Here is a 25,604-nt window from a genome sequence, read left to right as displayed (position 1 = left end):
CCGGCGAGCGGTGGGATGGATCTCATGGATGAGGACACCCGGTCGGGCGAACCGGTCCGAGACACGACCGTCCGAGACACGACCGCCACCGCCGACGTGACCGGTACGACCGGGGACGGCGCGGCGGATCCGCGCCGCTGGCGCGCGCTGGCGGTGCTGGCGATGGTGCAGTTCATGTTCACCGTGGACAGCTCGATCGTGAACGTCGCGCTGCCCTCGCTGCAACGTGACCTGGGTGCCTCGACGGCGGACCTCGCCTGGGTGGTCAACGCCTATGTCGTGACCGCGGGCGGGCTGCTGCTGCTCGGCGGGCGGCTGGCCGACCTGTGGGGCAGGCGCCGCATGTTCCTGCTGGGCACGGCGATCTTCGCGCTGGCGTCACTGGCCAGCGGGGTCGCGGCGAACACCGGCATGCTGGTGGCCAGCCGGTTCGGGCAGGGCCTGGGCGAGGCGCTGGCGGCGCCGGCCGCCCTGTCGATCATCGTGCTGACCTTCCGCGACGGTCGCGAGAAGGCCCGCGCCCTGGCGATCTGGGGAGGGCTGAGCGGGCTGGGCGCCACGGTGGGGGTGTTGCTGTCCGGGGCGCTGACCGAACTGGCGGGCTGGCGCTGGATCTTCCTGATCAACCTGCCGGTCGCCGCGGTGGCGTTGCTGCTCGCGCCGCGGCTGGTGAAGGCGCGGCCGGGCAGCGGCGGCGGCCGCGGGGTGGACTGGGCGGGGGCGGTACTCGTCACGACCGGCCTGATCGCGCTCATCTCCGCCCTGCTGTCGGCCGGTCACCGCGGGTGGGGCACCTCGGCCACCCTCATCCCTCTGGGCGCGGGGCTGGCCGCGCTGGCCGCCTTCCTCGTCGTGCAGGCGCGGGCCGCCTCGCCGCTGGTTCCGCCGCGCTTCTTCGCGAGCCGCGTCCGCCTGTCGGCGAACCTGGCGACGGTCACGCTGGCCAGCGGGATGGCGGCGACGATGTTCCTGCTCACTTTGTACATGCAGAACGTGCTCGGCTACCGGCCGCTGGCCACCGGGCTGGCCTACCTGCCGTTCTGCGTGGCCTTCCTCGGCGGGCTGATGGTCTCGACCGTGCTGACCGACCGGCTCGGTACCGCGCTCACCAGCGGCGCCGGTCTCGTCCTCAGCGCCGCGGGCATGCTGTACGTCGCGCTGAGGATGTCGGTCGCCGGCGGTTACGCCGTCGACGTGCTGCCCGCCATGGTGATGATCGCCGCGGGGCTGGGGATCGCCTTTCCCGCGCTGCAGAACGCCGCGCTGCACGGAGTGACCGACGAGGACGCCGGACTCGGTTCCGGGGTGCAGACGACCATGCAGCAACTGGGCAGCGCCCTGGGGCTGGCCGTCTTCGCCGCGATCGCGATAGGCCGTACCGGCGCGGCGCTGGAGGCCGGCGACTCCTCGTCGGCGGCGGCCGTCAGCGGCTACCGGTGGGCCTTCCTGGCCGCGGCGGGCGCCCTGGTCCTGGCCTCCGTGCTGGTGTCGGCGACGGTGTGGCGCGCCGGAGCGGATCGTACGAGAAAGCCCGCCGCATGATCGAGGGCGAGGAACTCCGCGGCGGCGTGAACGTGGCACGCCGGTGTCGCCGGACTCACGCGCCGTTCAGTCAGCCGGCCGCCATCGCCGGACGTGGGCGGCGCAGAACTCGCGGAAGCTCGTCGGCCGGTCACCGGTGACGTCGGCGACCGTCGTGGTGGTCCGGTCCTCGGCTCCGCCGGCGATGGCGTGGTCCATGCCGGACAGGAGGACGGCGAAGCGGTCGGGGATGCCGGCGTCGGTGAGCAGCTGCCGCATGACGTCCACCGTGACGCCGCGGTGCCGGACCGGGCGCCCGCTCAGCTCGGCGATGGTCGCCGCGACCTCCGCGTAGCTCAGGGCCTGCGGGCCGGTCAGCAGATGGTCGGTGTTGTGCGGGGTCGTGTCGGTGAGGGCGCGCACCGCCACGGCGGCGATGTCGGCCGCGTCGATGAAGCCGACCCGGCCGTCGCCGGTCGCGGTCACGATCTCGCCTCGTTCGCGGATGCTGTGCGCGTGCATGTGGTCGTCGGCGAGGTTCTGCATGAACCAGGAGGGCCGCAGTACCGCCCACTCGGGGAACATGTCGGCGATGGCGGTGTGCACCAGCCCCAGGCCGCTCCCGCCCGCCGGGATGGCCGACGAGCTGAGCAGGACGATCCGTCGCACGCCGGCGTCGCGGGCCAGGTCCAGGAACGGCCGCATCTGCCGCGCCGGCTCGACGACTCCGAGCGGCGGCATCAGGTAGATGCCGCGTACGCCGTCCAGGGCCGCGGGGTGGGTGCTCTGGTCGTCCCAGTCGAAGCGCACGTGCCGCCGCGCGGCCTCCGGCTCCGCGGGCCGGCTCCGGTTAGCGGTCCGTACGCGATGTCCCCGCCGGATGAGCCGGTCGGCGACGCGCCGGCCGGTGTTGCCGGTCGCGCCGGTCACGAGGATGGTGTCGGCCTCGGTCATCGGGTCGCGCCTGTCGCCGCGACGCCCAGCTGGTCGTCGCCCAGTGCCTGGAGCGCGACCATCGGGTTCCAGTAGTCCCGGTAGTGGACGACCTTTCCGTGGGCGACGGTGACCACGGCGATGTAGGAGATCTCGTACGGCTCGCCGGTGGCCACGACCTTTCCCGAGGCGGTGAACTCGGCGACGACGACCGCCGGATCGGCCGTTTCGTGCACGGTGAGGGCGGTGACTTCGGCGATGTCGAGCTTGTCGGGGTAGTCGATGAGGTAGTCCGTGATGGCGGCGATCCCGTCGAGGCGGCGCGGCGATCCGGGCGGCGCGAAGGGGAACTCGGCCACCGCGTCCTCGTGCCACAACTCGAGGTAGGCCCGCATGTCCTTGGCGAGCAACAGGTCCACGCCGCGCCGGAAGACGGCGGCTGTCGTGTCGGTCATGTCTCTCCCGTGGTCGAAGGACGCTCCGCGATATGATTCGGACCGCCGGTCCATTTAATATACGGACCGGTGGTCCGAATTGCCAAACCGAAGGAGCGGGACATGACGGCGGCAGGGCGCAAGGAGCGGGCGGACGCCGTCCGCAATCGCGAGGCGGTGCTGGCCGCCGCGGCCCGCTTGCTCGACGCCGCGGACGATCCCGGTGACGTGTCCATGAACGACATCGCGGCCGCCGCCGGCGTCGGCAAGGGGACCCCGTTCCGGGGATTCGGTGACCGGATCGGCCTTCTCCAGGCCCTCGCCGAGCAACGCGGCGAGCGGTTGCGCGCCGAACTCGCCGCGGGCGAATCGTCGTCCGGCCCGGTCGAGCGGGCGACGGCGATGCTCGACGCGATCCTGCGGTTCAAGCTCGCGAACCGCTCGCTGATGCTCGCCCTGGAGAACGCCGGCAGCGGCAGCCCGTACCGGAATTCGACGTACGGCCGGTGGCACAGGCACCTGGCGGAGATCGTCGCCGAGGTTCACCGGCCGGACGACGCCGACTACCTGGCCCACGCGTTGCTCGCCGCCGTGCGCAGTGATCTCATCGAGCATCTCGGCGACCAGCCACCGGAACGAACTCGCGACGGCCTCGCCTGTCTCGTACGCGTCGTTCTCGCCGGCGATCCCGCCGACCGGCCCCGGTGACGCGCCGGCATGCGGCGGCATGCGGCGTCACGCGTCGAGGCGTGCTCCGGTGAGCTTCTCGCTGAGGTCCCACAGCCGGGCCGCGGAGTTCGGGTCGATCGAGTAGGGCATGACGCCGAAGGCGAGGGACTCACCGGTTCGCACCCGCTCCTCGGCGATGGCGACGGGATCGTCGCCCTCGGGGACGAGCGGGGCGATGTCGGAGTTCTCGCAGTAGACGCCGCCGAGTCCGTCCAGCTGCGGACCGGTGGCGCACCACACGCTCGTCGCGGCGCCCTGCTGGGGGCTCTTCTTGTTTCGCGACGGGTCGATGAGCGGTTCGCCGTTCTCGTCGATCATGCCCATCCGCTGGAGGAGTTCCGGGTCGGTGTGCCGTACGAGCGGGGTGAGGATCCTGCCCGGGTGCAGGGAGAACGCCCGGACTCCGCTGTCGCGTCCGCGCCGGTCGAGCTCGACGGCGAAGAGGTTGTTGGCCGTCTTCGACTGGCCGTACGCGCTCATCGGGTCGTACGGGCGGCGCTCGAAGTGCACGTCGTCCCAGACGATGTCGGACTCGCGGTGTCCCCACGACGAGACCGCGACCACCCTGGCGCCCTCGGCCCGCAGCAGCGCGGGCCAGAGCCGGAGCGTCAGCTGGAAGTGGCCGAGGTGGTTGGTCGCGAACTGGGACTCGTAGCCGCGCGCGTCGTGCGAGAGCGGGACGGCCATGATCCCGGCGCTGTTGATCAGCATGTGCAGCGGCCGGTCACCGTCGAGGAAGCGGTCGGCGAACGCGTCGACCGACGCGGGGTCCTGGAGGTCCATCGGTTCGAGCTGGACGCCGTCGACGCCGGCGAGGGTCTCGGCCGCCTTCTCGCGGTTCCGTACGGGAACGACGACCGACGCTCCCGCCGCGCGCAGCGCGCGGACCGTCTCGACACCGAGGCCGGAGTAGCCGCCCGTGACGATCGCGGTCCTGCCGGTGAGGTCGGCACCGGCGAGGATCTCGCCCGCGGTCGTCGCGGGACCGTATCCGGTGCCGAGCGGGGTCTGCGGTGTGACGGTGGTCATGCGATCGCCTCCGGGACGTCGAGGCCCGGATGGCCGAGCCTGAGGTGACATACGGGCTCTCCTATGTCGAGCCCACGAAACGGAGGATGCTCCGCTTCACGGTTTCGACGCTAGCGGAGGATCCTCCGCTTAGCAAACGCGCCATGTCCCACCGGGACGCCTCGGCCGATCACCAGGGCGGCCGTGCGCCGCCGCACCCGGTCTCCTGACATCCGGTTCTGACAGCGGCGTCGATCAACGTAAACTGTGGCTCGTCGAACGCCCGAAGTTCCGGAACGCTACAAGGGTGGGTAGATGCGGACGATCCTCTTGCAGACCGAGGTCTCCGACGCCGAACAGGCCGTCATCGAGCTCTCTCCGGGCCGCGAGATCACCTTTGGGCGCGGGACGGCGGACGCCCCGGTCGACTTCCCTCTCGACCACCCGGGGATATCCCGGCGGGCCGGGATCATACGGGCCGTGGAGGATTACTGGCTGCTCACCAATCTCAGCCATGACGCCACCCTTGTCGTGGAGAATCCCGAGGGGGGCGGGGAGTTCCTCAAGGTGGCTCCGCGCCGGGCGGCCGCGCCCATACCGTTCGAGTTCGCCCGGGTGGCGCTCCCGGTGGCGGGTGGCGCATGTTCCTTTCTGGTCTTCGCCTCACAGCACAGCTTCATCGACCCCGACGTGCCCGAGGCCGCGATGGCCGGTGAGCCGACGGTCTCCGGCTTTCCCCTGGACGAGACGGCGAAATACTTCCTCGTGCTGATCGCGCTCTGCGAGCCGCGCCTTCGCGACTGCACGTCCGCGGTCATCCCGACGGTGCCGGAGGTGCTGGAGCGGTTGCACGAGGTCCCCGGCTGCGCGGGACTGACCCGGACCGCGGTCAACTTCCACATCGACTATCTCGCGCGGACGAAACTGCGCGTCAAACCGTCGTCCGGCTCGCGCAAGGCCGACTGGCAGCGCGCCGCGCTGGTCTCGGTCGCGCTGCGCTTCGACCTGGTGCGGGAGGAGCACCTGAAATGGCTGAACATGTGATCGCGCCTGACGTCCGGCCCGGTCGCGTACGTGACCGGGCCGGTCGCGTACGTGACCGTGTCTGACGTGCGACCCGGCCTCGTACGTGACCACGCCTGACGTGCGACCCGGCCTCGTACGTGACCACGCCTGACGTGCGGCCCGGCCTCGCAGGTGACCGCTCCTGACGTGCGGCCCGGTCGCGCAGGCGATCACGGCTGGTATTCGGCCCGGTGCTTCCGCACCCGTTCGACGAACGGCCGGATACGTTCGGGCACCCCGTTCTCCTCACGGACCACATCGTCGGAGGAGCGGAACGCCGCGGCTCCCAGCAGGCCGGGATCTCCGGGCACCCCGGCCATCAGGGGCAGCCGTGTGCACAGATAGCGGCCGACGGCGGGGATGGTGTCCTCGGGGGAGAAGGGCGGGGTGGGGATGACGCCGCGGCGGTCGGCGGGCAGGTAGTACTGCAGCACCGACGGCGTCCAGCGCGCGAGGCCGTACTCGTTCTTGGCCACGTCGTACAGCCCCGCGTCGAAGTTGCTCTCCGCCTTCAGGATGCCGGCGACCAGTGCCGGGCTCAGGCCCGGCTCGCCGCACATCGTGCCGGCCTCGACGATCAGGGCGCGGTACTCCTGGGGGATGTCGGAATCGGAGCGCAACCAGCGCCCGAACGGATCGGCCACCGACGAGTCGACCATCCCGGCCCCTGAGACGCCGGCCATCATCAGAAGGGCCGCGGCCACCGCCCCCGCGAGCCGTGTGCCCGTTCGCCGCAGCGGGGCCTTGGTGGTCCCGGCCAGCACCCGTGCCAGGTAGAGCTGGCGGGCCGCGCTGGGCCGGAGCCTCGGGTCGGGTGTCAGGCAGTCGGTCACCCAGGAGCGCCAGCCCTCGGGCAGCGAGACCGGAAGCGTCAGGGGCCGCTCGCCCGCGGCGTACTCGGCGGCGGCTACGTAGCGCGCGCGGGCGGTCGGGGCGTTGAAGGGAAGGTGGCCGGTGAGCAGCTGGCAGGCCGTCACGCCGAGCGCCCACACATCGGCCGAGGCCCACACGGCGTGTCCACGTTCGCTCAGGGGCTCGCCCCAGCGCTCCGGAGGCACGTGGTCCACCGACCCCATCGGGGGAAGGTAGCCGTGGGTCCCGTCGATCTCGGTGGCCAGGCCGAAGTCGGCGAGACGCACCGAGCCGTCGGCCATCACGAGCACGTTGTTGGGCTTGAGGTCTCCGTGCACCCACCCCTCGGCGTGCATGTGCGCTATTCCCTCGCAGATCTCGGCGATCAGCCTCGGCGCGCCGGGAACGGGGGCCCCTCCCCGGATCAGGTCGGCCAGCGACCGTTCCGCCAGGTCCATCACCAGGACGCACGCGCCGTCGAGTTCGGGATTTCCCGCGTCGTCGATGACGAGCGTTTCGTGTAATCGGATCAGGCGAGCGTGCCGCAGCCTGCTGTGCAGGCGTATCTCGCGCTGCGTCATGTCCTTGAGGTGTCCCAGCTGCCGCCGGGTGACCGTGCCCGTGGGCAGGAACTTCAACGCCGCGCGTGTCGCGCCCTCCCCGTCTCGTACTCCCAGGTAGACGCTCGCCCAGCTCCCCGTGGAGATGGGCCTGCCGACTCGCCAGTCACCGACGCGGTATCCGCGCGGAACACTGACCGCCCATCCCTCGGTGTCCATCGGTCTCCTGCCCTCCTTGCCGTTTCCCGGCCGGACTCATCAAAGTGCGTTCCCTTGAATGCTCGTCGGCTTCACGTCGGGGAAGCCGACGTCCCTGCTCCTGCGACGGTTCCGGGGCCCGCGGCCGGGCCGATGCCGTTCAGGACGGTGGTGAGCAGGTCCTCGACGAAGCCGGGGGGCACCTCCAGGGCGGCCGCCGTGCCACCGCCGAACAGGTGGGGCAGGACCAGCTCGTGGCAGGCGCCGATGATCATGGCGGCGGCGGCCTCGGGATTGGCGTCCGGGGCCAGGCGGCCGAGATCGCGCTCGGCGCGCAGGTACGTGGCCAGGTCCGCGCGTAGTCCCCGGCCGCCCGCCACCGGGTTGGGCAGGTTCGCGAACCGGACGAGGACCTCCGGCCGGCCGAGCAGGCCCGCGAAGGAGGGCAGGATCGCGACGTGCAACGCCAGCCCCTGGGTGATGTAGGCGCGCAGGTTGTCCTCGACGGTGCCGCTTCCGGCCCTGGTGGGTCGCTCGCCCAGCCCGCGTTCGACGGTCTGGACGTGAGCGTGCAGGGCGAGCGCGAGCAGCTCCTCCTTGCCCGCGAAGTGGTTGTACAGCACACCGTCGGCGACCCTGGCCTCGCGGGCGATGTCGCGTACGGTGAGCCCGGCGGTACCGCGCTGGGCCATGAGGCGTTCGGCGGCGGCGATCAGGTGCTCGCGCAGGCTCTGATCGCCCTCGCCGTCACGCAGGGCCGCTGCTTTTCTCGGGGACATCACATCGCATCGTAGTGACCGCCGGGAGCAAATGATCACCGGAAGCGAGTGGCGGTCAGGAGAGATTCCGGTCCGGAGAGATTCCGGTCAGGGACCGGTGACGGTCAGGGGTGGTGACGGTCAGGGACGGTGACGGTCAGCGGCGGGTGGCGGTCAGGGACGGTGACGGTGAAGGGTGGTGACGGTCAGGGACGGTGACGGTGAAGGGTGGTGACGGTCAGGGACGGTGACGGTGAAGGGTGGTGACGGTCAGGGACGGTGACGGTCAGCGGCGGGTGGCGGTGGTCAGCCAGGCGGCGCCGCGCAGCCGTACGGCGTCGGGCTCCTCGTAGGGCCGCAGCGCCACCGTGAGCGCGTCAAGGGCTCGGGCCGCGGTGTCCCTGTCGACCTGGTCCAGGGCGAAGCGGACGGGGCCCCATGCTCCGAGGAAACCGGCCGCGTCGGCGGCGTCCCGGCCCCACACCTGGGGCGCGTCGACCGGTGTGGAGGTCACCTTCTCGAAGCCCGCGCCGGTGAGCACCTCGCGGACACGGGCCGGGTCGGCCAGCGACTCCGGGCCGGGAGCGCCGGGCCCGGCCGGGGCGGGGCTCGGCGGCAGGTGCTCGGCCATCGCCGCGAAGACGGTGCCCAGGTCGTTGTCGGCCATCCTTCGCAGGGACAGGATGGCCAGGCGCCCGCCCGGCCGCAGCGCGCGGCCGATGTTGGCGAACGCGGCGACCGGATCGGCGAAGAACATGATCCCGAACCGGCTCACCGCCACGTCGAAAACCGAGGCGGGGAAGGGGTGGATCTGGGCGTCGCCCTCCTCGAAGGTGACGTTGGCGACCCCCTCGTCGTCCGCGCTGGCACGCGCCCGCCGCAGCATCGGCGCCGACAGGTCGATCCCGGTGGCCCCTCCGAGCCGCGCCCGCCCGGCGGCCAGCCGCGTCACCTGCCCGTTGCCGCATCCGACGTCGAGCACGCGGTCCCGGTCACCGATGGCGGCCGCCGCGAGCAGGTGGTCGTTGAACCCGCTGTTCACGGCGTCGTACCGGGCCTGGTGGTCGGCCCAGTGGTTCCCTTCGTAGCCGTTCCACGCTTTCGCCTGCTCGGTGTTGACGGTGGAGAGCATCGGGTTCCTCCCGTGGGTCTCTCGGGGCGCCCCGGACGGCTTCTCACCGGTCCCGCGCTCGACGCGGCCGCGACATCCCCGATATGAACACTCGTTCATGAATGCTTGTTCATAATGAGGGCGTGGAACCGCACATGTCAATCGTCACCCGGGCGGGCCGGAGCGGGAGGGGCGCACGCGACCGGGTGGCGGACGTCGTCCACGGGGGCCGGCGTCTGCCCCGGCCCGCCGTACGCCCCCGGGAGTACGGCGGGTTCAGAGATTCGGGACGCCGGCTCGGGGACTCAGGACGCGGGCTTCTCGTCGGTCCAGCCGGCTTCGAGGACGGTCTGGGAGTGCCACACGGTGCCCGGTTCGAATCCGGCCTGCAGCCCGCCCGGCCGTACGACGACGTTCTCCCTGGCCAGCGCCCTGCCGGTCGCCTCGTCGAAGATCAGACGGTCCAGCAGGACTCCGTCGGCGCCCTTGGCGTCCGCCTTCGCCCTGGCCGGTCCCTCGATGGCGACCGCGCTGCCGGTGCGGCCCTCCGCGTCGGTGACGCCGCGGGAGACCTTGATGGTCTTGAGGTCGGCGAGCATCCGGAAGGCGGCGCCGCGCACCTGCGAGGTGACCGGCATGTCGGTGATCAGCCCGACCGAGACGGCGAACAGCCAGGCGTCCGACGACATCGGGTCGTCCGACTCGGTGCCGGTCCCCCCGTACGAGCGCAGCAGCCAGGCCTTGAGGTCGGCGGGATCGTCGGGCAGGCCGCGCAGGTCCTTCATGGTGACGTTGCGGCCCAGCCAGAACACCTTGTCCCCGTCGACGAGCGGGGTGTGGCTGCCCTCCGCCTCTCCCGGTTCGGTCGACAGGACGTAACCGCCCCTCTTGCCCCCGCCCTTGCCGGGGACCTCGACCTCGATCTCGGTCGGGGAACCGGCCCGCCGCCAGGCCGCCTCGTCCTCCGGGCTCGCGGGCCGCGCCCCGAGTGACCGCGTCCGGCTCCACTGGTCCCCGCCGGTCGCCGACGGGGTCCAGCCCTCGTTCCGCGTCCGCTCGACGACGGTGTAGTCCCCGTCCGCCGCCTCGGACAGCATCCGGGTCACCGACGCGGTGTACCAGTAGGCACCGGTCGTCTCCGGCTGGCGGGCCGCCCCGTGGGCGGCGGCGAGCAGGATGGATCGGCTGGAGAGCTCGACCCGCGGGGCGGAGGCCGTCGGGCTGGAGGACGCCGGACCGGAGGACGCCGGGCTGGAGGCCGTCCGGCCCGGGTCGGCCTGGGCGGAGGGCGCGTCCTGGACCGTGCCGCCGGTCGCGGAGATCGTGACGGCGACCGCGGTCACGGCCGCGGCGGCTCCGGCGAGGCCGAGGCCCCATCCCGGGCGGACGACCCTGCGCCTGGCCGGCGCCCGCCGGGGCTGTGCCATGGCGCGGGAGAGCTCGGCGGCCCTGGTACGCGAATCGACCGGGGTGTCCCCCAGGTGCTCGGGGCGCGCGGCCCGCAGCTGATCGATGGGGTTCATGACCACTCCTCGCTGAGGTTCCTCATCCGGGGTCCGGGGTACGCGGCGGTGTCCATCTCCTGCTTGAGCCGCTTGCGCGCGCGATGGAGCCGTACCCGGAAGGCGGTCGGAGAGCAGCCGACGACCCGCGCCGCGTCGCGGGGGGAGAGCCCCTGCCAGGCGGTCAGGATCAGGAGTTCCCGGTCGTCCTCCGACAGGCCCGTCAGCGCCTTGAGCACGCTGAGCCGTTCGGCGACCTGCTCGGCGACGTCGTCCTCGGTCCAGGCCCGCAACTCGGCGCTGAGCGCGTCGCGCCGGACCTCCGCCCGGATGTTGTCGCGCAGCACGTTGCGGGCCACCCCGAGGAGCCACGGCAGGGCCGGCTCCGGCACCTCCTCCAGCCTCCGCCAGGCGATCGCGAACGTCTCGCTCACCACCTCGTCCGCCACCTGCCGTCCCGCGCGGCTGACCACGTAGGCCCAGACACGTTGCCGGCACTCGTCGTACATGCTGGTGAACCGTTGCGAGTCGTCCGTCACCGCCCCGCCCCCTTCGTACCGGATGTGTTGTTCTGACACCGGGAAATGGCCGGGGCCCCTCGTTTGTTACCTGCCTTCTCCAGAAAAAATGGTACGAACTACTACAAATCCGCAATCATCCCTGTCCGGGACCGGTCTCCCGCCCGGTGACCGCGGGCGGGGAAGGCCGCGCGACCGGCCCCTCCCCGCCCCGTGATCACAAGCTCGCGGTCCTCACGTCCCGCCCGCCCGCGTGTCAGCACCTCGTCCCGGGCGCGGGCAGCACGCGGTCGGTGAGGTAGCGGTCGATGTGGGCGCGGGCGCAGGGGTTGGAAGCCTGGAGCGTGTGGCCGGGCCCCTCGTGCCGGACGACGACGCTGCCCGGCACCTGCCTGAGCACCCGCCGCACGGCGTCGGACTCGCCCCAGGCGCCCGCGCCGAGCATGGGCGGCAGCCCCTTCGGCAGCGGGGCGGGCGGGTTGGTCACCCCTACCGGCCAGCCGACGCAGCCGAGGGTCGCGGTCGCCATCGTGCTCGCGGTGCCCGCGTTGGGCGCGACCTTGCGCAGCCTGGCGATCGTCGCCTCCAGCTCGGCGCGGCCGGCGGGACGGGGCCAGTCGACGCACTCGGTGACGCCGGTCGACTGGTCGGGATAGCGGGCGCCGCGCTCGGGCACGAAGCCGGAGGCGTCGCCGCCGGCGGCCGCGCGGATGTCCCGTGCCAGCTTCGGCCACACCTCGGCGCCCCTCCTGGCGGAGCTCACCGCGAAGGCCTGCAGGTCGCGTCCGTCGTACGCGATGCCGGCCTGCCTGGCGGGGACCGGCGTGCGGTCGGCCCCGGCGACCAGCTTGCGCCACTTCGCGGGTACGTCGCGGCACTTTCCGGCGGCGCACCAGGCGAAGAAGCGGCCGATGGCCTCCTCGTTGCTCCTGGCCATCGCCTCCAGCTCACCGGCCCAGTCGGCGGTGCTGTGGTTCCACGTGCCGTCGAGCACCATCGTGCGCACCTGGCCGGGGAAGAGCCTGGCGTACGCCTGCCCGTAGAACCCGGCGTAGGAGGCACCGTAGAAGTTGAGCCCGGCACCGCCGAGGGCCTTCCTGATCGCCTCCATGTCCCTGGCCTGGTCGGCCGAGCTCATGTTGGCGAAGAACTCAGGATCCTTGGTGCGGCAGGCCTCGGCGTAGCCGCGGTTGGTGTCGGAGAGCCGCCCGAAGTCGGCGTCGTCCTCGGGGAACCCGGGCAGCGGGATTCGCGTCCAGGTGCACGGCAGGCCGGTGCTCAGGCCGCCGATCTGCTCGCCGTAGCCCCGGGTGTCCCAGGTGACGATGTCCATGCGCTCGCGGAGCTCGGCCCACCGGTTCCCGGACCTGGTGATGGCGATCCCCGGCGCGCCCGGCCCGCCGTAGGCGATCAGGACGGAGCCCTCGGAGGTGCCGGTGGCCTTCAGGCGGCCCAGCTTCAGGGTGATCTCGCGCCCGCCGGGCTGCTGCCAGTTGACGGGGACCCGCAGGTCGGCGCACTCCATCCCGATCTTGTCACCCGGGCAGGTGCTCCAGTCGAGGGAATCGGTTTGTGGTGCCTGCACGCCCGAGCCCAGGAGGGTCAGGGCGACGGCGATCGACGTCAGCATGGAGTCCACGATCTCCGAACGGCCACCCCTGCCACATCGGAGCCCGGTCTGATTCCGGAGACGGCGGATCAGACCGGGGGATGTCATCCCGCGACGACCACGCGGCCACTACGCTGGTGCGCGGGCCGTGAGACCTCCGGAAGGCGGGCGGACCCGCGATCCGGTCACGCCGTACGCACGTCGCCGTCGAAGACCTTGTCCAGGAAGCCCTCCAGGTTGACGACGGTCCGGACGATCCGTTCCTCCGTGGTGAGCGTCTCCTCGAACCGCACGCCGGAATCGGTCCGCTTCGTGCCCCGCACGTAAAGGGAGCAGGCCAGGTCGGCGCAGATGTAGGTGCCGACCGTGTTGCCCTGGCGGCCCGCGGCGCCGACCCTGGGCGCGACGAACAGGGCGACCCCGCTGCCGGAGTGGGGGGTCAGGCAGAGCGAGCAGACGGTGCTCTTGGTGAAGCCCCTGCGGACATCCTGCGCGACGCGCAGGGTGACGCCGACGAGCTCGCCCTGCCGCTCGACGACCAGGTAACCCCGGTCGGGGGCGCCGGGATCGCGCCAGCCCAGGAAGTCGAGGTCGGCCCAGGGGAGCTCGGAAAGGTTCCTGGGCAGGTTAAGCCTGCGCGCCTCCCCCTTCGAGCAGTTGACGAAGGATTCGCGTATCTCTCGCTCGCCGACCGGGTTCATGGTTCACCTACTGTCATGACAATCATTGGAAAGGCCGCCGGAACCCCGGCTCCGGCCCCCGCGATCGGCGCCTCCGCCGACCGGCGAGCGGTCAGACCAGGTCAGACCAGACCAGGTTAGGCCAGGTCACAGCCCGGTCGGGCCAGGTCACAGCCCGGTCAGGTCCGGCCGGGACGGGTCTCGGCCAGGCCGAGGTGCTCCCGGGCCTCCGGCAGCGGCCAGTGTCTCAGTGCGACATCAAGGACGTCGAGGGATTTTTCTCCCAGCACTCGGAGGCCACGCGAGCGCCCGTCGCCGGATGGCGGGCGGATCGGGATCACCCCTCGCGTCAACGGCCTCGAAAGCCGATGATGAACGGGTGTCCGAGTCTTCCTCCGCGCCGCACGCCCCCGACGCGTCCTCTCTCTCCGCCTCGCACACCGCTGACACGACCGCCCCGGCCGCCTCGCACACCATTGGACCAACCGTCCCGGCCGCCCCCTTCGCCCGGTGGCCCGTCGGCGCGGTCGCGCTGGCCACGCTCGCCGTGCTGCTGATCGCGAGCCCGCGCTACGGCTATCACCGGGACGAGCTGTACTTCCGGATGCTGGGTGAGCGGCCCGCCCTGGGGTACTTCGACACCCCGCCGCTGACCCCGCTGATCGCGCGGGCCTCGATCGCCGTGTTCGGCGACACCGTGGTCGCCCTGCGCGTCGTTCCCGCCCTGATCGCGTCGCTCGTCGTCGTCCTGGTCGCCCTCCTGGCCCGGGAACTCGGCGGCGACCGGAGGGCGCAGATCGTCGCCGCGGCGGGAATCGCCACCACGACCCTGCTCCTGATCGGCGGCCATTCCCTGCTGACTCTCGGGGTCGACCTGCCGCTCTGGGTCGCGGCGGCGCTGTTCGCCGTACGGGCGCTGCGGGGCGACGGCCGCTGGTGGCTCGCGCTGGGCGCCGTCGCGGGGGTGGCGACGTACAACCGGCAGCTGATCGTGCTGCTCCTGGTCAGCGTGGGCGTGGGCGTGCTGGCGGCGGGGCCGCGCGAGGTGCTGCGGGACCGCAGGCTCTGGCTCGGCGCGCTGCTGGCCCTCGTGATCGCCGCGCCCAACCTGGTCTACCAGGCGACCCACGGCTGGCCACAGCTGGTGATGGCCGGGGCGCTGGAGGCCGACGAGGGCGCCGACAACCGCCTCGCCTTCGTACCGCTGCAGCTCCTGCTGCTCGGCCCGCCCCAGGCGGTCGTCCAGGTGGTCGGCGCCGTACGGCTGTGGCGGGAACCCCGCCTGCGTTGCCTCGCCCTGGCCTACCCGCTGGCCTGCGCGCTGACGCTCTACTCCGGCGGGCGCCCCGACTACGTGGCGGGCCTGCTCGTGCTGCTCTTCGCCGCGGGATGCGGCCCGGTCAGCCGGTGGATGTCGGGTGCGGGACGGCGCGCGCTGGTCGTCGGCGCCCTGGCGGTCAACGCGGTCCTCTCCGTCGTCATCGCGCTGCCGGTGATCCCTCCCTCGGCCCTGGAGGGCACCCCGGTCGCCGGGATCAACGAGGTGGCGCGCGAGTCGATCGGCTGGCCGGAGTTCGCCGCCCGGGTCGCGGGGGTGGTCGGCGGGCTGACGCCTCAGGAGCGCGCGCGGACCGTACTCCTCACCGACAACTACGGCGAGGCCGGGGCGCTGGACCGCTACGGCGGGGATTACGGTCTGCCCGAGGTCCACAGCGGGCACAACGAGCTCTACCGGCGCGGCCCGCCGTCGCCGTCCGCCCGGATCGCCGTGGTCGTGACCGACTCCCCCGGCGGTTACTCCCGGGCGTTCACCACCTGCGAGGAACGCGGCAGGATCGACAACGGCGTCGGCCTGTCCAACGAGGAGCAGCACCTGCCCATCCTCGTCTGCCGCGATCCGCTGCGCCCGTGGCAGCTGCTCTGGCCCGAGATGCGGCATCACAGCTGACGTCCCGCCACCCGCGAGAAACGCGCGGGCCTAACGCCCGGCGAAGGCCGCGGGCCTAACGCTCGGCGAAGGCGAGGCCGCGTTCGGCGAGCGCCTCGCGCAGGAGGCCGATGGCCTTGGGGCCCATGCCGTGCAGCCGCAGGAGGTCCCGCTCGCTCGTGGCGGCCACCTGGGCGAGCGTCGTGTAACCGGCCGCGGCCAGGGCCCTACTCGCGGGACGTCCGATGTTGGCGGGGATGTCGATGAGGGCGTCTCCCTGGCCGCTCTGGTCGCGGGTCGTCATGATGCCTCCTTGCGGAACGGGTAAGCGGGTCGCCCCGCGCCACGGGAAACCCCCCGGCACGAGAACACCACGTCGTGGGAACCCTGCTGCGCGGAAACCCGGCGTCGTGGGAACGCGTGGCGCGTTTTCGCAAGTCTCGCATTCCCCTACGACAGAACGGCGAGACGCATACGGCGAACACCGTGATCATCAGGTTGAACGGGACATCCGGTGCGGACAGGTCAACGACCGCGACGCCCTGCCCCGACCGCGCCGCGAGGCTTCGAATTCCATGCCGTCGCGCCGTTCCCAACCCGGCGTCGAGCGGATTTGATGGGGCCACCACCGATCCGCAGCACGGAGGCAGGCATGTCGACGCCACAGATCCCCACCACCGAGGACGCCCTTGCCGTGGTCCGGCGAGACCTTCCGGCCGACCGGACGCTCAATCTTGGACCGCTCCAGATCAACGTCCGGCACAGCGCCCTGGCGGGTCTCGACGAGGCGGGGGTGACGGAGAGGCTCGTAAGCATCCACAAGGCCGTCGGCCAGGACCCCGGCCTGGTCGGGAATCTGACGGATCCGCAGCTCCGCCACTGGCTGCTGTACGCGGCCAACCTGCTGGCGGTGAACCAGACGGGCGCCCCCGGCTTCAACGTCAAGGAGGCGTTGGCCTGGCTGGTGAACAACGTCACCACGGTGCGGCCTCGGATGCCTCTCTCCGACCGCGACGGCTTCGAACTCCAGGTGCTCGGCCGCACCGGATGACTGAAGGCGGCCCTGGGCGCGAAGGTGCCGCGCCTCCCGGAGGAGGCGCGGCAACGGGCCGCCGCCTGCTACGGCGCCCCGCCTCCCGGGGCGCCGGGTGAACGGCCCCCGCTCGACCGGGCGCTTCTCCTCAAGGAGTTGCTCCCGCGACTGCAGGAATTTCTCATCAGGGAGGTCGCGATATGGCGCAGGCCGCCCGGGGTGGAGCGCGCGTTCCAGAAGATGTCCGACTTCGAGATGATCGCGCAGCTCGCCCAGTCCGTGGCCTGGGAGATGCTGCAACCGTACGTGGCGGCCAGGGAGGACAACCCGTTCGTGACGGGCTTCGACTATTTCAAGAACATATACGACAAGACCACGGCCGTACCGACCGAGAACGACCTGGTCACCAGGGAGATCTACAACTGGATGGTCGACCACGGGGGCGAGAAGTCCACGAGGAGGCTCATGGTCGGCGTGGAGGGCACCCTGGTGCCTCCGATCAAAAAGAAGGATCTCGGCTACGGGGTGGATGGACGGTACGCGGACCAGATCTTCCAGATCGTCGGCCGGGAGAGGTTCCTCACCGCCTTCCTGACCGGAGACGTGGAGCTGGTCGGCCTGCCCGCCTGAACCCGGCACCCGGGGCCCGGGGCCCGGGGCCCTGGTCTTCTGGCCTTCTGGTCTTCTGGAGCCAGGGCCAGAGGACCAGGACCCGGTCCGCGAAGAGGCCGGCGGCCACGGGCCCGCGCGGCCTCGGATCTCCTTGAGGAAAGCGACCTCGCCTCTCCTCGCGGAAAGCGACCTCAGATCTCCTTGAGGAAACCGGCGTCGACGGCGAAGTCGGCGCCGGTGGTGCTCGCCGAGCGCGGCGAGACGAGCAGGGCGATCACGTCGGCGACCTCCTGCGGCTCGACGAGGCGGCCGGTGGTCAGCTTCATCATCTCCGGCGCGACACCGTTCAGCACGGTGTCGCGGTCGGTGCCCGCCTGCGCGGCGATGATGTCGGCCGCGCCGCCCTCCTCGGTCCACCACGCCGTCCGCACGGGCCCCGGCGACACGGTGTTCACCCGGATGCCCTGCGGCGCGAACTCCTCCGACAACGCCTTGGTGAGATTGTTCAGGCCCGCCTTGGCCGCGTTGTAGTCGACGTTCATGGGAGCCGGCAGCCGGGCGCTGCCCGAGGACACGTTGACGATCGAGCCTCCGCCCCGCTGGAGCATCACCGGCACGGCGGCACGGACGGCCCGTACGACCGAGAACAGGTTGAACTCGAACATCGCCCGCCAGTCGTCGTCGGTGGGGGCGAGGAACGAGAAGCGCGGCAGGGCCACACCGGGCGGCGGGCCGCCGGCGTTGTTCACCAGGATGTCCAGCCCGCCGAACACCTCCACGGCCCGCGCCACGATCCGGCCCGGAGCCTCGGGGTCGGTCAGGTCGTCCGATACGTGGAGAAGGTTCGCACCGTCGAGCGCCTCCAGCTCCGGGGAGCTCTTGCGCGAGGCGGCGACGACGCGGGCCCCCTCGTCGAGCAGGGTACGGGTGACGGCCAGGCCGATGCCCTTGGAGGCGCCGGTGACGACCGCGACACGGCCGGAAAGCTGCAGGTCCATGGAATGCCCTTTCGTCGTCGGGCCCCGTACGGAGGGAGGGGCCCTTCACGTGAGCAAAGCTATGGCGGGCACGCGAGCTCGGGCTGGCAGCATTCGGACCGGCAATTCACGCTGGATTCGGACCGGTAATTCACACCGGACATGCACCGGCAATCCACGCTGGATTCGGACCGGCGATCCACACCGGACATGCACCGGCGATCCACACCGGACATGACCGGACGTCGGCTGGACGAGACGCCGGCCGAACGAGCATCGGCCGGGTCAGGCGCCCGGCCGACGGGACGCCCACCGGACGGGGGCTCGTCGGCCGGGCGGGGCCTCGTCAGCTCACATAGGCCTCCAGCTCGAAGATGCGGGCCGCGGTATCGCTGTCGCTGGTCGGGGTGAGGACGTTGAGCCGGACGTACCGGGCACTGACGGGTGTGACGGTGTGGGTGGTGACGTTGGCGGTGTTGCCCCGGGCGCTCACGACGTTCGTCCAGGTGGTGCCGTTGGTACTGACCTGGAGGTCGAAGTCGCGGGTGTTCCAGGCCGTCTTCTCACCGCCCGCGCCGGAGTGGCGCACCACGAACCGCCCCACCTGCGTGTTCGACTGCAGGTCGACCTGGAGCCACTTGCCGGTGCCCAGCGCGCACCACTTGTCGGAGTTTCCGGCCGTCCAGCTGCCGTTCACGGCCTTGGCGGGAGCCTCGTCGGCCGCGCACTGGCTGCTGGCGGTGGCCGGCTTGTTCAGTGCCAGGTTGGTGGTCGGCTGCGTCGTCTCGGGGACGTAGAGGCGGATGTCCGTCAGGCTCGCGCTGCCCTCGTAGACGTTGGTGTAGAGGTCGCCGATCACGAAGTAGTCGGGATACTGGGAGCCGGCCGGCCACTGGTTCGGCCAGGACGCGCCGCCGTTCACGTCGTTCTGGACGAGGGTGGCGTTGTAGCGGCCGTCGTACTCGCCGGGCTTGACGTTGTAGTGCCAGATCGGCGCGTTGTTCACGATGAAGGGGCGGTGGAAGCGGATCGTCTTCTGCCCGACCCGGGCGAAGTTGCCGCTGGCCTCGAGCACGTAGCCGGTGGCGTCGCGCTCGATGGCGAAGGTGTAGGACTGGTTGGGCATCAGCTCGGGCTGGAGCTCGGCCGCCGACGACAGCTGCTGCTCGGCCACGCCGCCGGAGCAGCTCGTCATGAACCACTGGGAGTTGCCCGCGAGGCCGCCGGGCCCCGGCGTCCAGTTGGGCAGGCCGCTGATCCACATGTTGACCGTGTTGAAGTTGCCGTCGCGGTAGTTGTAGTACTGGTTGGTGGTGGAGTTGCAGACCCGCCCGCCGGTGCCGCTGCCGACCCGGTCGGGGTGCTGGGAGAAGGAGTCCATCAGCACCTTGCGGCGGTAGTGCCAGAAGTGGTTGTTCCGCGGGGCGGGGTTGGCGAAGTCCACGATCGACATGAAGTGGAAGCCGTTGTAGCCGTACGGCCCGGACCGCACGTCCTGCCACTCGCAGTAGGGCGCGGCGGCGTTGCCGCTCCAGCCCGGGCTCCTGGACCCCTCGCCCCAGGGGTGCTGCGTCTTGCATCCCTGGGTGCTGTAGCCGTTGACCTTGCCGTCGTACTCGATCGAGCCGTTCCGCTTGCCGCCGAAGTCGATGGTCTTGAGCTTGTACTCGACGCGGTACTGGTCGGGCAGCTTGTCGGTGGGCCGGAAGATCGCCCCGCCGGTGTGGTCGGGCACGTTGAGCACCGCCGCGGGCGCGCCGCCCACCGTCGCGGTGGTGATCGACGGCGGCGACTCGATGACGCCGTCCTTGTTCCAGTCGCGGGCCGACAGCGAAGCCGTCAGCCAGCCGCCCTGGCCGACCGGGAACTCCTTGCGGTAGGTGGCGAAGGAGTTGAACGCGGTGGTCCAGGCCGGCCCGTAGTCGTTGCGGTACCACTGGCCGGAGTCGTCCATGATCGTGTCGAACGGGGTGGTGTAGTTCTCCCTGACCCACGGCGCGTTGCCCGTGTTGATGGGAGCCGAGAAGTTCTCCGAGTGCAGCAAGGTCCAGGCGGCGGCGCTCTTCGCCACACCCGCCCTGCTCTCCGTGCCCGCCTTGGCCTGCGCGCTCGGCGTGGCCGGCTTGCCCTGCGTACCGGACGCGCTCGGGGTGCTCGGGGTGCTCGGACCGGGAGTACGGGCCCCGGCCGGCGCCGCGGCGTCGCCCGTCGCGGGGGTGCCGACCCCGAACGAGGTGATTGCCACGACGGTCGTGGTGACCGCGGCGAGGGCCGCCCTGCGCGCGGCCCCTCTGACGTTTCTTCGCATGGGTTACGTGCCCTTCACTCGACGAGTAAGGCATTGCTCGTGCCTGAACGCGACCCGCGCCCTCGCGGGTGTGCGCACCTCCGTTCCCGATACCGGGCGACCACGGGGTGGCGTCGCCGACCGCCACCCGGGTGCCGTTCACAACCGGCCCTACTCCACGAGCCGTCCCCCCGGACGGCCGCGCGTCAGAAGCCGCCCTTCGGGTCGAGGTACTCGGCCGCGTTCTCCTTGGTGACCCTCGGGGAGGGCACCACGGTGTCCTTCTCGACCTTGGCCCCGCCCAGGATCTCGACCGCCCGGTCCAGGCCCATGGCGCCGATGATGTCCGCGTCGTTCAGGCCGGTCACCAGGTAGTTGGTCCCGTCGAGGATCGCCTTGAGCGCCTCGGCCTGGCCGTCGACGCCCGCGATGACGATCTGCTCGGCCTTGCCCGCGTCCGCGATGGCACGCTGCGCGCCCAGGCACATCGCGTCGTTCTCGCAGAACACCGCGACGAGGTCGGGGTTGGTCGCCAGCAGGCCCTCCATCACCGTCAGGCCGCCGTCGGATCCCCAGTTGCCGAAGTCGGGGGCCTCGACGAGTGTGATGCCCGCGGTGCTCGCGAGCACCGACTTCACGCCCTCGGTACGGGCCAGGCCGATGCTGTTGTCGGCGGGACCACCCTTGATGATCGCGACCTTGCCGCCCTTGGGCAGCTTCTCGGCGAGGAACTGGCCGTTCTGCACGCCGATCGCCTTGTTGTCCGGGCCGATCCAGCTGGTGTACTCGCCGGTCTGGAACTTGCGGTCCACCAGGACTACGGGCTTGTTCGCCGTCTTGGCCGCGTTGAGCGCCGCGGGCGCCGACTCCAGCGGGCCGCCGGAGATGATGATGGCGTCGACGTTCTTGCTCAGCAGGTCCTCGACGTTGGAGGCGAGCTTCGCCGCGTCGCCGTTGGCGTCGGTGCTGATGATCTCGATCTTGCCCTTCTTCTTGGCCTGGGCGGCGATCGCCTTGTCCATGCCGCTGAAGTAGGGGCCGCTCAGCATGAAGTTGGCGACGCCGATCGTGTAGGAGCCGTCGCCGGAGGCGGAGGCGGCGGTGGAGGGCCCGCCCTCGCTGGACGAGCAGGAGGCAAGGCTGAGAGCGAGAAGGCCGGCGGCCAGCAGGCCGCTGAGTTTTCTGGCGTTCATTTCGGTATACCTCGGGGGGTGTCGTGGAGCGGGTACGTCAGGTACGCGTCTGGTTGGCGCGCTGGACGAGGATGACGGCGATGATGATCAGTCCCTTGAGCACCTGTTGCCAGAAGCTCTGCACGCCGTACAGGTTGAGGAGGTTGTTGATCAGTACGAGGACCAGGACGCCGCCGAAGGTGGCCTTCACGGACCCGCGCCCGCCCGCCAGGCTCGCCCCGCCGATCACGCACGCGGCGATCGCGTCGAGCTCGAAGGCGACCCCGACGCTCGGCTGGGCGATGCCCACCCGGCTGGCCAGGATGACGCCCGCGAGGCCGGCGCACGCACCGCTGATCGTGTAGGCGAGGATCACGTGCCTGCGCACGTTGATGCCCGCGAGCCGGACGGCCTCGGCGTTGCCGCCGATCGCGACGATGGAGCGGCCGGCCGGGAAGCGGGTCAGGAACAGGCCGCCCGCGAGGAACACGGCCAGCATGATCACGGTGCTCAGCGGGACGGGGCCGAGCATCGCCGAGCCGAGAGTGAGGAACGCCGGGTCCTCGGGGGTGATCGGCACCTCGGAGTAGACGAACGCCAGGCCCCTGATCGTGGTCAGCGCCGCGAGGGTCACCACGAAGGGCGCCAGCCCGAACCGGGCGACCAGCACGCCGTTGACCAGCCCGAACCCGATCCCGCAGGCGACGCCCACGACCGTCGCCATCGGGATGGGGAGGTCGGAGACGAGGCCGGCGGTGATGATGCCGGAGAAGGCCACCACCGACCCGACCGACAGGTCGATGCCGCCGGTGAGGATCACCACGAGCATGCCGTACGCCAGCAGGCCGGTGGTGACCATCTGCTTGAGCAGGTTGGTGAGGTTGGGCGAGGTGAGGAACGTGTCGGAGGTGAGCGCCGCCACCGCGACGAGCGCCACGATGAGCGTGACGAACGCGACCTGCGCGGTGAGGTCCCGGCCCGCCAGGACCAGCCGGGGGAACCTTCCGGGGATCGAGGCCGACGGGCCGGCGGGGGCTGTGCGGGTCATGCCGTGAGTCCGATCGAGTGAGCGAGGATCTCGTCCTCCGTGGTCCGGTCCGAACGCAGGTCGCCGGTGATGCGCCCCTGGTTCATCACGAGCACCCGGTCGGTGGCGCCGAGCACCTCCGTCAGGTCCGAGGAGATGAGCAGGACGGCGAGGCCCTGCCGGGCGAGGTCGTCGATCATGCGGTAGATGTCGACCCTGGCCGCCATGTCCACGCCGCGGGTCGGCTCGTCGAGGATGAGCACGCGCGGTTCGGCCAGCAGCCACTTGGCGAGCACGGCCTTCTGCTGGTTGCCGCCGCTGAGGTTGACCACCGGCATCGAGGCGCACCCCGAGGGCTGGATGCCCAGCCGGTCGATCATGTCGGCGACGTTCCTGCGCCTGAGGCCCGTGTCGATCAGCGGGCCCCGGGTGGCCGAGTGCAGGGTCGTGAGCGCGATGTTGTCGAGCACGCTCATGCCGAGCACCAGGCCGGTGCGCTTGCGGTCCTCGGTGACGAGCGCGAGCCCGGCCGCGATGGCCTCGGCCGGCGTACGGAAGCCGACGGCCCCGGACCGGCCGCGTGACCGGCCCCCGGAAGAGGACCCGGCCCCGGACCGGGCACCCGCCTCGTCCGCGGAAGGGGACCCGGCGCCCGACCGGGCACGCGTCCGCTCCACGGATCCGGCACCGGACCGGACGACGCGCACCTGGCCCGCGGACGCGGGCTCGGCGCCGAAGACGCACCGGGCCAGCTCGCTGCGGCCGGAGCCGACCAGGCCGAACAGCCCGACGATCTCCCCCGAGCGCACGGAGAACGAGACGTCCTCGAACTCGCCCCCGCGGGTGAGCCCGGAGACGCTGAGCCGTATCTCGCCGGGGTCCGCGCGCCGGTCGGGATAGATCTGTTCGAGGCGGCGGCCCGCCATGAGGCGGATCAGCTCGTTCTCGCCCGTACGGGCGGGTTCGGTCGTCTCGACGATCCTGCCGTCCTTGATCACCACGATCGAGGTGGCGAGCTCCAGGACCTCCGCGAGCCGGTGGGAGACGTAGACGACCAGCACCCCGCGCTCCTGCAACCGCCTGATCAGCGCGAACAGCGAATCGAGGTCGCTTCCGGCCAGCACCGCGGAGGGCTCGTCGAGCACCAGCACGCGCGGCTCGTCCACCAGCGCCTTGGCGATCTCCACCATCTGCTGCCTGGCCACCGTCAGGCGGCCCGCGACGGTACGCGGGTCGATCGCGCCGAAGCCGATGCCCTCCAGCAGCTCCCCGGCGCGGGCGTGCGCCGCCGCCCAGTCGATGAGCCCGCCGCGCCTCCTGGGGAAGTGCCCCATCAGCAGGTTCTCGGTGACCGACAGCTGGGGTACCAGGGTCAGCTCCTGGTAGACCGTGCGGATGCCCCGGGCGTGCGCGTCGTGCGGCGAGCGCAGCTCGACCCGCTCGCCGTCCATCCACATCTCGCCCGCGCTCATGGGCTGGGCGCCGGCGAGGATCCTGATCAGGGTCGACTTGCCGGCTCCGTTCGCGCCGACCACGGCGAGGACCTCGCCGGGACGGCCCGCGAGGTCCACCCCGTGCAGCACCTCGACGCCGCCGTAGTCCTTGCGGACGCCCCGGAGCTCCAGGCTCATCCGAACGCCTCCATGACGACGACCGTCTTCTGCCGGGTGAAGTCGAGGACGGTCTCGTGCAGGCCCTCGCGGTAGCCGCCGGTGTCCTTGGTACCGCCGAACGGCAGGTTCTCGGCGCGCAGCGCGGTCGAGCCGTTGATGACGACCCCGCCGACGTCGAGGCGCCGCGCGATGGCGAACGCCCGCGAGACGTCCCGGGTGAAGACCGCGGCGTGCAGGCCGTACGGGGACTCGTTGGCCATCCGCACCGCGTCGAGGGGGTCGGTGAAGCGGGCGACGGGCGCCACCGGGCCGAAGATCTCCTCGGCGAAGGTGGGGCTGGTGGCGGGCACGTCGACCAGCACGACCGGGTCGACGAACGCGCCGCGCCTGCCGCCCCCGGCGGCGAGCCTGGCCCCCTCCCCGACGAGCCTGCCGACGGCGGCCTCGACCCGCTCGGCGGCCTCCTCGGCGATGAGGGGGCCGACGTCGGTCTCCTCGAGCAGCTGGTCGCCCACGGAGAGCTTGGCCGTCTGGCCGAGCAGCGACTCGACGAAGGCGTCGTGGATGCCGTCCTGGACGTAGACGCGCTTGACCGCGCAGCAGATCTGCCCGTTCCCCCTGGCCAGGCGGCCGAGGACGACGGCCCGGGCGGCCTCCTCGGCGTCGGCGTCGTCGCAGACGATGAGCGCGTCGTTCCCGCCGAGTTCCAGGAAGACCTTCTTCAGGGTCGCGGCCCCGAGGCGGGCGATCTCGCGGCCCGCCGCGGTGCTGCCGGTGAGGCTCACCGCCGCGATCCCGGGGAGCTCCGCCAGCGCCCGGGACACCTCGACGCCCCCGGTGACCAGTTGGTGGGCGTGGGCGGGCGCGCCGGCCCGCTCGACGAGCTCGGCCACCCTGACCAGGGCCAGCGGGCAGCGGGCGGGCGGCTGGACGACGACGGCGTTGCCCGCGGCGAGGGCCGCGGCGGCCTTGTGCGCGTACAGCTCGACCGGGTAGTTGAACGGGACCAGCGCCGCGACGACGCCGAGGGGCTCGCGCATCGTCACCGCGAGGTGGCGTTCCAGGCCGGGTACGGCGTCGAGCGGGATCTGGCGGCCGAAGAGCCTGGTGGCCTCCCCCGCGTACCCGCGGAAGATCCGGATCGCGGCGTCGACCTCGCCCCGGGTCTGCTGCACGGGCTTGCCGTTCTCGGCGGCGAGCAGCGTGGCGAGATCGTCCCGCTCGGCCTCGATCAGGTCGGCCACCCGGTGCAGGAGGTCCGCGCGCTCGTGGGCGGGCATCGCCGCCATCGCCCGCTGGCCCTCCTGGGCGGCCTCGACGACCGCGGCCACCCGTTCCGCGCCCGCCGCCTCCACCTCCCCGAGCTGCTCGCCGGTGCCGGGGTTACGGACGGTGATGACGGAGGCGTCCGGCGAGGTGAGAGCGGACATTCGTAGCACTTCCTTCCATGCGAGCCTTGCGTTACGAGCTGCGGATCC

23 protein-coding genes are annotated in these 25,604 nt (G+C 71.6%); 6 read left to right on the top strand and 17 right to left on the bottom strand.

What is annotated here, in order from left to right; genetic code table 11:
* Positions 1-24 precede the first annotated feature (24 nt).
* Positions 25-1,542 (top strand): MFS transporter, encoded by a 1,518-nt coding sequence (locus AB0F88_RS39335; protein WP_362696275.1) that lies wholly within the window; start codon positions 25-27, stop codon positions 1,540-1,542.
* Between the two features lie 66 nt (positions 1,543-1,608).
* On the opposite strand, the gene AB0F88_RS39330 is transcribed toward AB0F88_RS39335, so the two are convergent.
* The gene (locus AB0F88_RS39330; protein ID WP_362696273.1) at positions 1,609-2,475 is read right to left on the bottom strand and encodes an NAD(P)H-binding protein; all 867 of its coding nucleotides are present in this window, start codon (positions 2,473-2,475) and stop codon (positions 1,609-1,611) included.
* On the bottom strand, positions 2,472-2,909 hold the full coding sequence (locus tag AB0F88_RS39325) for a nuclear transport factor 2 family protein (RefSeq protein WP_362696271.1): 438 nt from the start codon (positions 2,907-2,909) through the stop codon (positions 2,472-2,474). The genes AB0F88_RS39330 and AB0F88_RS39325 overlap by 4 nt, the downstream gene beginning before the upstream one ends.
* A gap of 102 nt (positions 2,910-3,011) precedes the next feature.
* On the opposite strand from AB0F88_RS39325, the gene AB0F88_RS39320 reads away from it, so the two are divergent.
* Positions 3,012-3,596: a TetR/AcrR family transcriptional regulator gene (locus tag AB0F88_RS39320; RefSeq protein ID WP_362696269.1), complete on the top strand. Its 585-nt coding sequence runs from the start codon at positions 3,012-3,014 to the stop codon at positions 3,594-3,596.
* Between the two features lie 27 nt (positions 3,597-3,623).
* On the opposite strand, the gene AB0F88_RS39315 is transcribed toward AB0F88_RS39320, so the two are convergent.
* Positions 3,624-4,646 carry an oxidoreductase gene (locus tag AB0F88_RS39315; RefSeq protein ID WP_362696267.1) on the bottom strand — a complete coding sequence of 341 codons (1,023 nt, stop codon included), beginning with the start codon at positions 4,644-4,646 and terminating at the stop codon, positions 3,624-3,626.
* Positions 4,647-4,940: 294 nt separating this feature from the next.
* Between AB0F88_RS39315 and AB0F88_RS39310 the strand changes: the two genes are divergently transcribed.
* Entirely contained in the window at positions 4,941-5,669 is a 729-nt protein-coding gene (locus AB0F88_RS39310) for a hypothetical protein (RefSeq protein ID WP_362696265.1), read from the top strand.
* A gap of 191 nt (positions 5,670-5,860) precedes the next feature.
* On the opposite strand, the gene AB0F88_RS39305 is transcribed toward AB0F88_RS39310, so the two are convergent.
* The 7 genes from AB0F88_RS39305 to AB0F88_RS39275 form a co-directional block, all read right to left on the bottom strand.
* A complete protein-coding gene (locus AB0F88_RS39305) occupies positions 5,861-7,321 on the bottom strand; it encodes a serine/threonine-protein kinase (RefSeq protein WP_362696263.1) in 1,461 nt (486 codons plus the stop codon).
* Between the two features lie 71 nt (positions 7,322-7,392).
* A complete protein-coding gene (locus AB0F88_RS39300) occupies positions 7,393-8,079 on the bottom strand; it encodes a helix-turn-helix domain-containing protein (protein WP_362696261.1) in 687 nt (228 codons plus the stop codon).
* A gap of 265 nt (positions 8,080-8,344) precedes the next feature.
* Entirely contained in the window at positions 8,345-9,190 is an 846-nt protein-coding gene (locus AB0F88_RS39295; RefSeq protein ID WP_362696259.1) for a methyltransferase domain-containing protein, read from the bottom strand.
* A 284-nt stretch (positions 9,191-9,474) separates the two neighbouring features.
* Positions 9,475-10,692 (bottom strand): CU044_5270 family protein, encoded by a 1,218-nt coding sequence (locus tag AB0F88_RS39290; RefSeq protein WP_362696257.1) that lies wholly within the window; start codon positions 10,690-10,692, stop codon positions 9,475-9,477.
* A complete protein-coding gene (locus AB0F88_RS39285) occupies positions 10,689-11,210 on the bottom strand; it encodes an RNA polymerase sigma factor (protein WP_362696255.1) in 522 nt (173 codons plus the stop codon). Before AB0F88_RS39285 ends, AB0F88_RS39290 begins: the two co-directional genes overlap by 4 nt.
* Before the next feature lie 235 nt (positions 11,211-11,445).
* Complete coding sequence (locus AB0F88_RS39280; RefSeq protein ID WP_362696253.1) at positions 11,446-12,819, bottom strand: alpha/beta fold hydrolase; 1,374 nt, start codon at positions 12,817-12,819, stop codon at positions 11,446-11,448.
* Positions 12,820-12,983: 164 nt separating this feature from the next.
* On the bottom strand, positions 12,984-13,499 hold the full coding sequence (locus tag AB0F88_RS39275; RefSeq protein ID WP_362696251.1) for an FBP domain-containing protein: 516 nt from the start codon (positions 13,497-13,499) through the stop codon (positions 12,984-12,986).
* A 358-nt stretch (positions 13,500-13,857) separates the two neighbouring features.
* On the opposite strand from AB0F88_RS39275, the gene AB0F88_RS39270 reads away from it, so the two are divergent.
* Complete coding sequence (locus tag AB0F88_RS39270) at positions 13,858-15,426, top strand: glycosyltransferase family 39 protein (protein WP_362696249.1); 1,569 nt, start codon at positions 13,858-13,860, stop codon at positions 15,424-15,426.
* 55 nt (positions 15,427-15,481) lie between these two features.
* On the opposite strand, the gene AB0F88_RS39265 is transcribed toward AB0F88_RS39270, so the two are convergent.
* Complete coding sequence (locus AB0F88_RS39265) at positions 15,482-15,709, bottom strand: helix-hairpin-helix domain-containing protein (RefSeq protein WP_362696247.1); 228 nt, start codon at positions 15,707-15,709, stop codon at positions 15,482-15,484.
* Positions 15,710-16,057: 348 nt separating this feature from the next.
* Between AB0F88_RS39265 and AB0F88_RS39260 the strand changes: the two genes are divergently transcribed.
* Together AB0F88_RS39260 and AB0F88_RS39255 are read left to right on the top strand one after the other, a co-directional pair.
* On the top strand, positions 16,058-16,456 hold the full coding sequence (locus AB0F88_RS39260) for a hypothetical protein (RefSeq protein ID WP_362696245.1): 399 nt from the start codon (positions 16,058-16,060) through the stop codon (positions 16,454-16,456).
* Between the two features lie 24 nt (positions 16,457-16,480).
* Complete coding sequence (locus AB0F88_RS39255; protein ID WP_362696243.1) at positions 16,481-17,068, top strand: hypothetical protein; 588 nt, start codon at positions 16,481-16,483, stop codon at positions 17,066-17,068.
* Between the two features lie 173 nt (positions 17,069-17,241).
* On the opposite strand, the gene AB0F88_RS39250 is transcribed toward AB0F88_RS39255, so the two are convergent.
* The 6 genes from AB0F88_RS39250 to AB0F88_RS39225 form a co-directional block, all read right to left on the bottom strand.
* Entirely contained in the window at positions 17,242-18,048 is an 807-nt protein-coding gene (locus AB0F88_RS39250) for an SDR family NAD(P)-dependent oxidoreductase (protein WP_362696241.1), read from the bottom strand.
* Positions 18,049-18,373: 325 nt separating this feature from the next.
* Entirely contained in the window at positions 18,374-20,335 is a 1,962-nt protein-coding gene (locus tag AB0F88_RS39245; protein ID WP_362696239.1) for a discoidin domain-containing protein, read from the bottom strand.
* A 185-nt stretch (positions 20,336-20,520) separates the two neighbouring features.
* Entirely contained in the window at positions 20,521-21,507 is a 987-nt protein-coding gene (locus tag AB0F88_RS39240) for a substrate-binding domain-containing protein (protein ID WP_362696237.1), read from the bottom strand.
* A 37-nt stretch (positions 21,508-21,544) separates the two neighbouring features.
* Positions 21,545-22,534, bottom strand: coding sequence for an ABC transporter permease (locus AB0F88_RS39235; protein WP_362696235.1), 990 nt, complete (start codon positions 22,532-22,534; stop codon positions 21,545-21,547).
* Positions 22,531-24,144 (bottom strand): sugar ABC transporter ATP-binding protein, encoded by a 1,614-nt coding sequence (locus AB0F88_RS39230; protein ID WP_362696233.1) that lies wholly within the window; start codon positions 24,142-24,144, stop codon positions 22,531-22,533. Before AB0F88_RS39230 ends, AB0F88_RS39235 begins: the two co-directional genes overlap by 4 nt.
* On the bottom strand, positions 24,141-25,556 hold the full coding sequence (locus tag AB0F88_RS39225; protein WP_362696231.1) for an aldehyde dehydrogenase family protein: 1,416 nt from the start codon (positions 25,554-25,556) through the stop codon (positions 24,141-24,143). The genes AB0F88_RS39230 and AB0F88_RS39225 overlap by 4 nt, the downstream gene beginning before the upstream one ends.
* Positions 25,557-25,604: the final 48 nt, after the last annotated feature.

It is taken from the genome of Streptosporangium sp. NPDC023963, from assembly GCF_040639135.1.
Taxonomy (GTDB): domain Bacteria; phylum Actinomycetota; class Actinomycetes; order Streptosporangiales; family Streptosporangiaceae; genus Streptosporangium.
Note: the sequence above shows the minus strand (reverse complement) of the source record. Positions and strands in the feature narration are given on the sequence as shown.

Bases quoted from the DNA above. Each gene is read 5' to 3' on its own strand.
- AB0F88_RS39335 (WP_362696275.1), top strand. From the start codon at position 25: ATGGATGAGGACACCCGGTCGGGCGAACCGGTCCGAGACACGACCGTC.
- AB0F88_RS39330 (WP_362696273.1), bottom strand. From the start codon at position 2,475: ATGACCGAGGCCGACACCATCCTCGTGACCGGCGCGACCGGCAACACC.
- AB0F88_RS39325 (WP_362696271.1), bottom strand. From the start codon at position 2,909: ATGACCGACACGACAGCCGCCGTCTTCCGGCGCGGCGTGGACCTGTTG.
- AB0F88_RS39320 (WP_362696269.1), top strand. From the start codon at position 3,012: ATGACGGCGGCAGGGCGCAAGGAGCGGGCGGACGCCGTCCGCAATCGC.
- AB0F88_RS39315 (WP_362696267.1), bottom strand. From the start codon at position 4,646: ATGACCACCGTCACACCGCAGACCCCGCTCGGCACCGGATACGGTCCC.
- AB0F88_RS39310 (WP_362696265.1), top strand. From the start codon at position 4,941: ATGCGGACGATCCTCTTGCAGACCGAGGTCTCCGACGCCGAACAGGCC.
- AB0F88_RS39305 (WP_362696263.1), bottom strand. From the start codon at position 7,321: ATGGACACCGAGGGATGGGCGGTCAGTGTTCCGCGCGGATACCGCGTC.
- AB0F88_RS39300 (WP_362696261.1), bottom strand. From the start codon at position 8,079: ATGTCCCCGAGAAAAGCAGCGGCCCTGCGTGACGGCGAGGGCGATCAG.
- AB0F88_RS39295 (WP_362696259.1), bottom strand. From the start codon at position 9,190: ATGCTCTCCACCGTCAACACCGAGCAGGCGAAAGCGTGGAACGGCTAC.
- AB0F88_RS39290 (WP_362696257.1), bottom strand. From the start codon at position 10,692: ATGAACCCCATCGATCAGCTGCGGGCCGCGCGCCCCGAGCACCTGGGG.
- AB0F88_RS39280 (WP_362696253.1), bottom strand. From the start codon at position 12,819: ATGCTGACGTCGATCGCCGTCGCCCTGACCCTCCTGGGCTCGGGCGTG.
- AB0F88_RS39275 (WP_362696251.1), bottom strand. From the start codon at position 13,499: ATGAACCCGGTCGGCGAGCGAGAGATACGCGAATCCTTCGTCAACTGC.
- AB0F88_RS39265 (WP_362696247.1), bottom strand. From the start codon at position 15,709: ATGACGACCCGCGACCAGAGCGGCCAGGGAGACGCCCTCATCGACATC.
- AB0F88_RS39260 (WP_362696245.1), top strand. From the start codon at position 16,058: ATGTCGACGCCACAGATCCCCACCACCGAGGACGCCCTTGCCGTGGTC.
- AB0F88_RS39250 (WP_362696241.1), bottom strand. From the start codon at position 18,048: ATGGACCTGCAGCTTTCCGGCCGTGTCGCGGTCGTCACCGGCGCCTCC.
- AB0F88_RS39245 (WP_362696239.1), bottom strand. From the start codon at position 20,335: ATGCGAAGAAACGTCAGAGGGGCCGCGCGCAGGGCGGCCCTCGCCGCG.
- AB0F88_RS39240 (WP_362696237.1), bottom strand. From the start codon at position 21,507: ATGAACGCCAGAAAACTCAGCGGCCTGCTGGCCGCCGGCCTTCTCGCT.
- AB0F88_RS39235 (WP_362696235.1), bottom strand. From the start codon at position 22,534: ATGACCCGCACAGCCCCCGCCGGCCCGTCGGCCTCGATCCCCGGAAGG.
- AB0F88_RS39230 (WP_362696233.1), bottom strand. From the start codon at position 24,144: ATGAGCCTGGAGCTCCGGGGCGTCCGCAAGGACTACGGCGGCGTCGAG.
- AB0F88_RS39225 (WP_362696231.1), bottom strand. From the start codon at position 25,556: ATGTCCGCTCTCACCTCGCCGGACGCCTCCGTCATCACCGTCCGTAAC.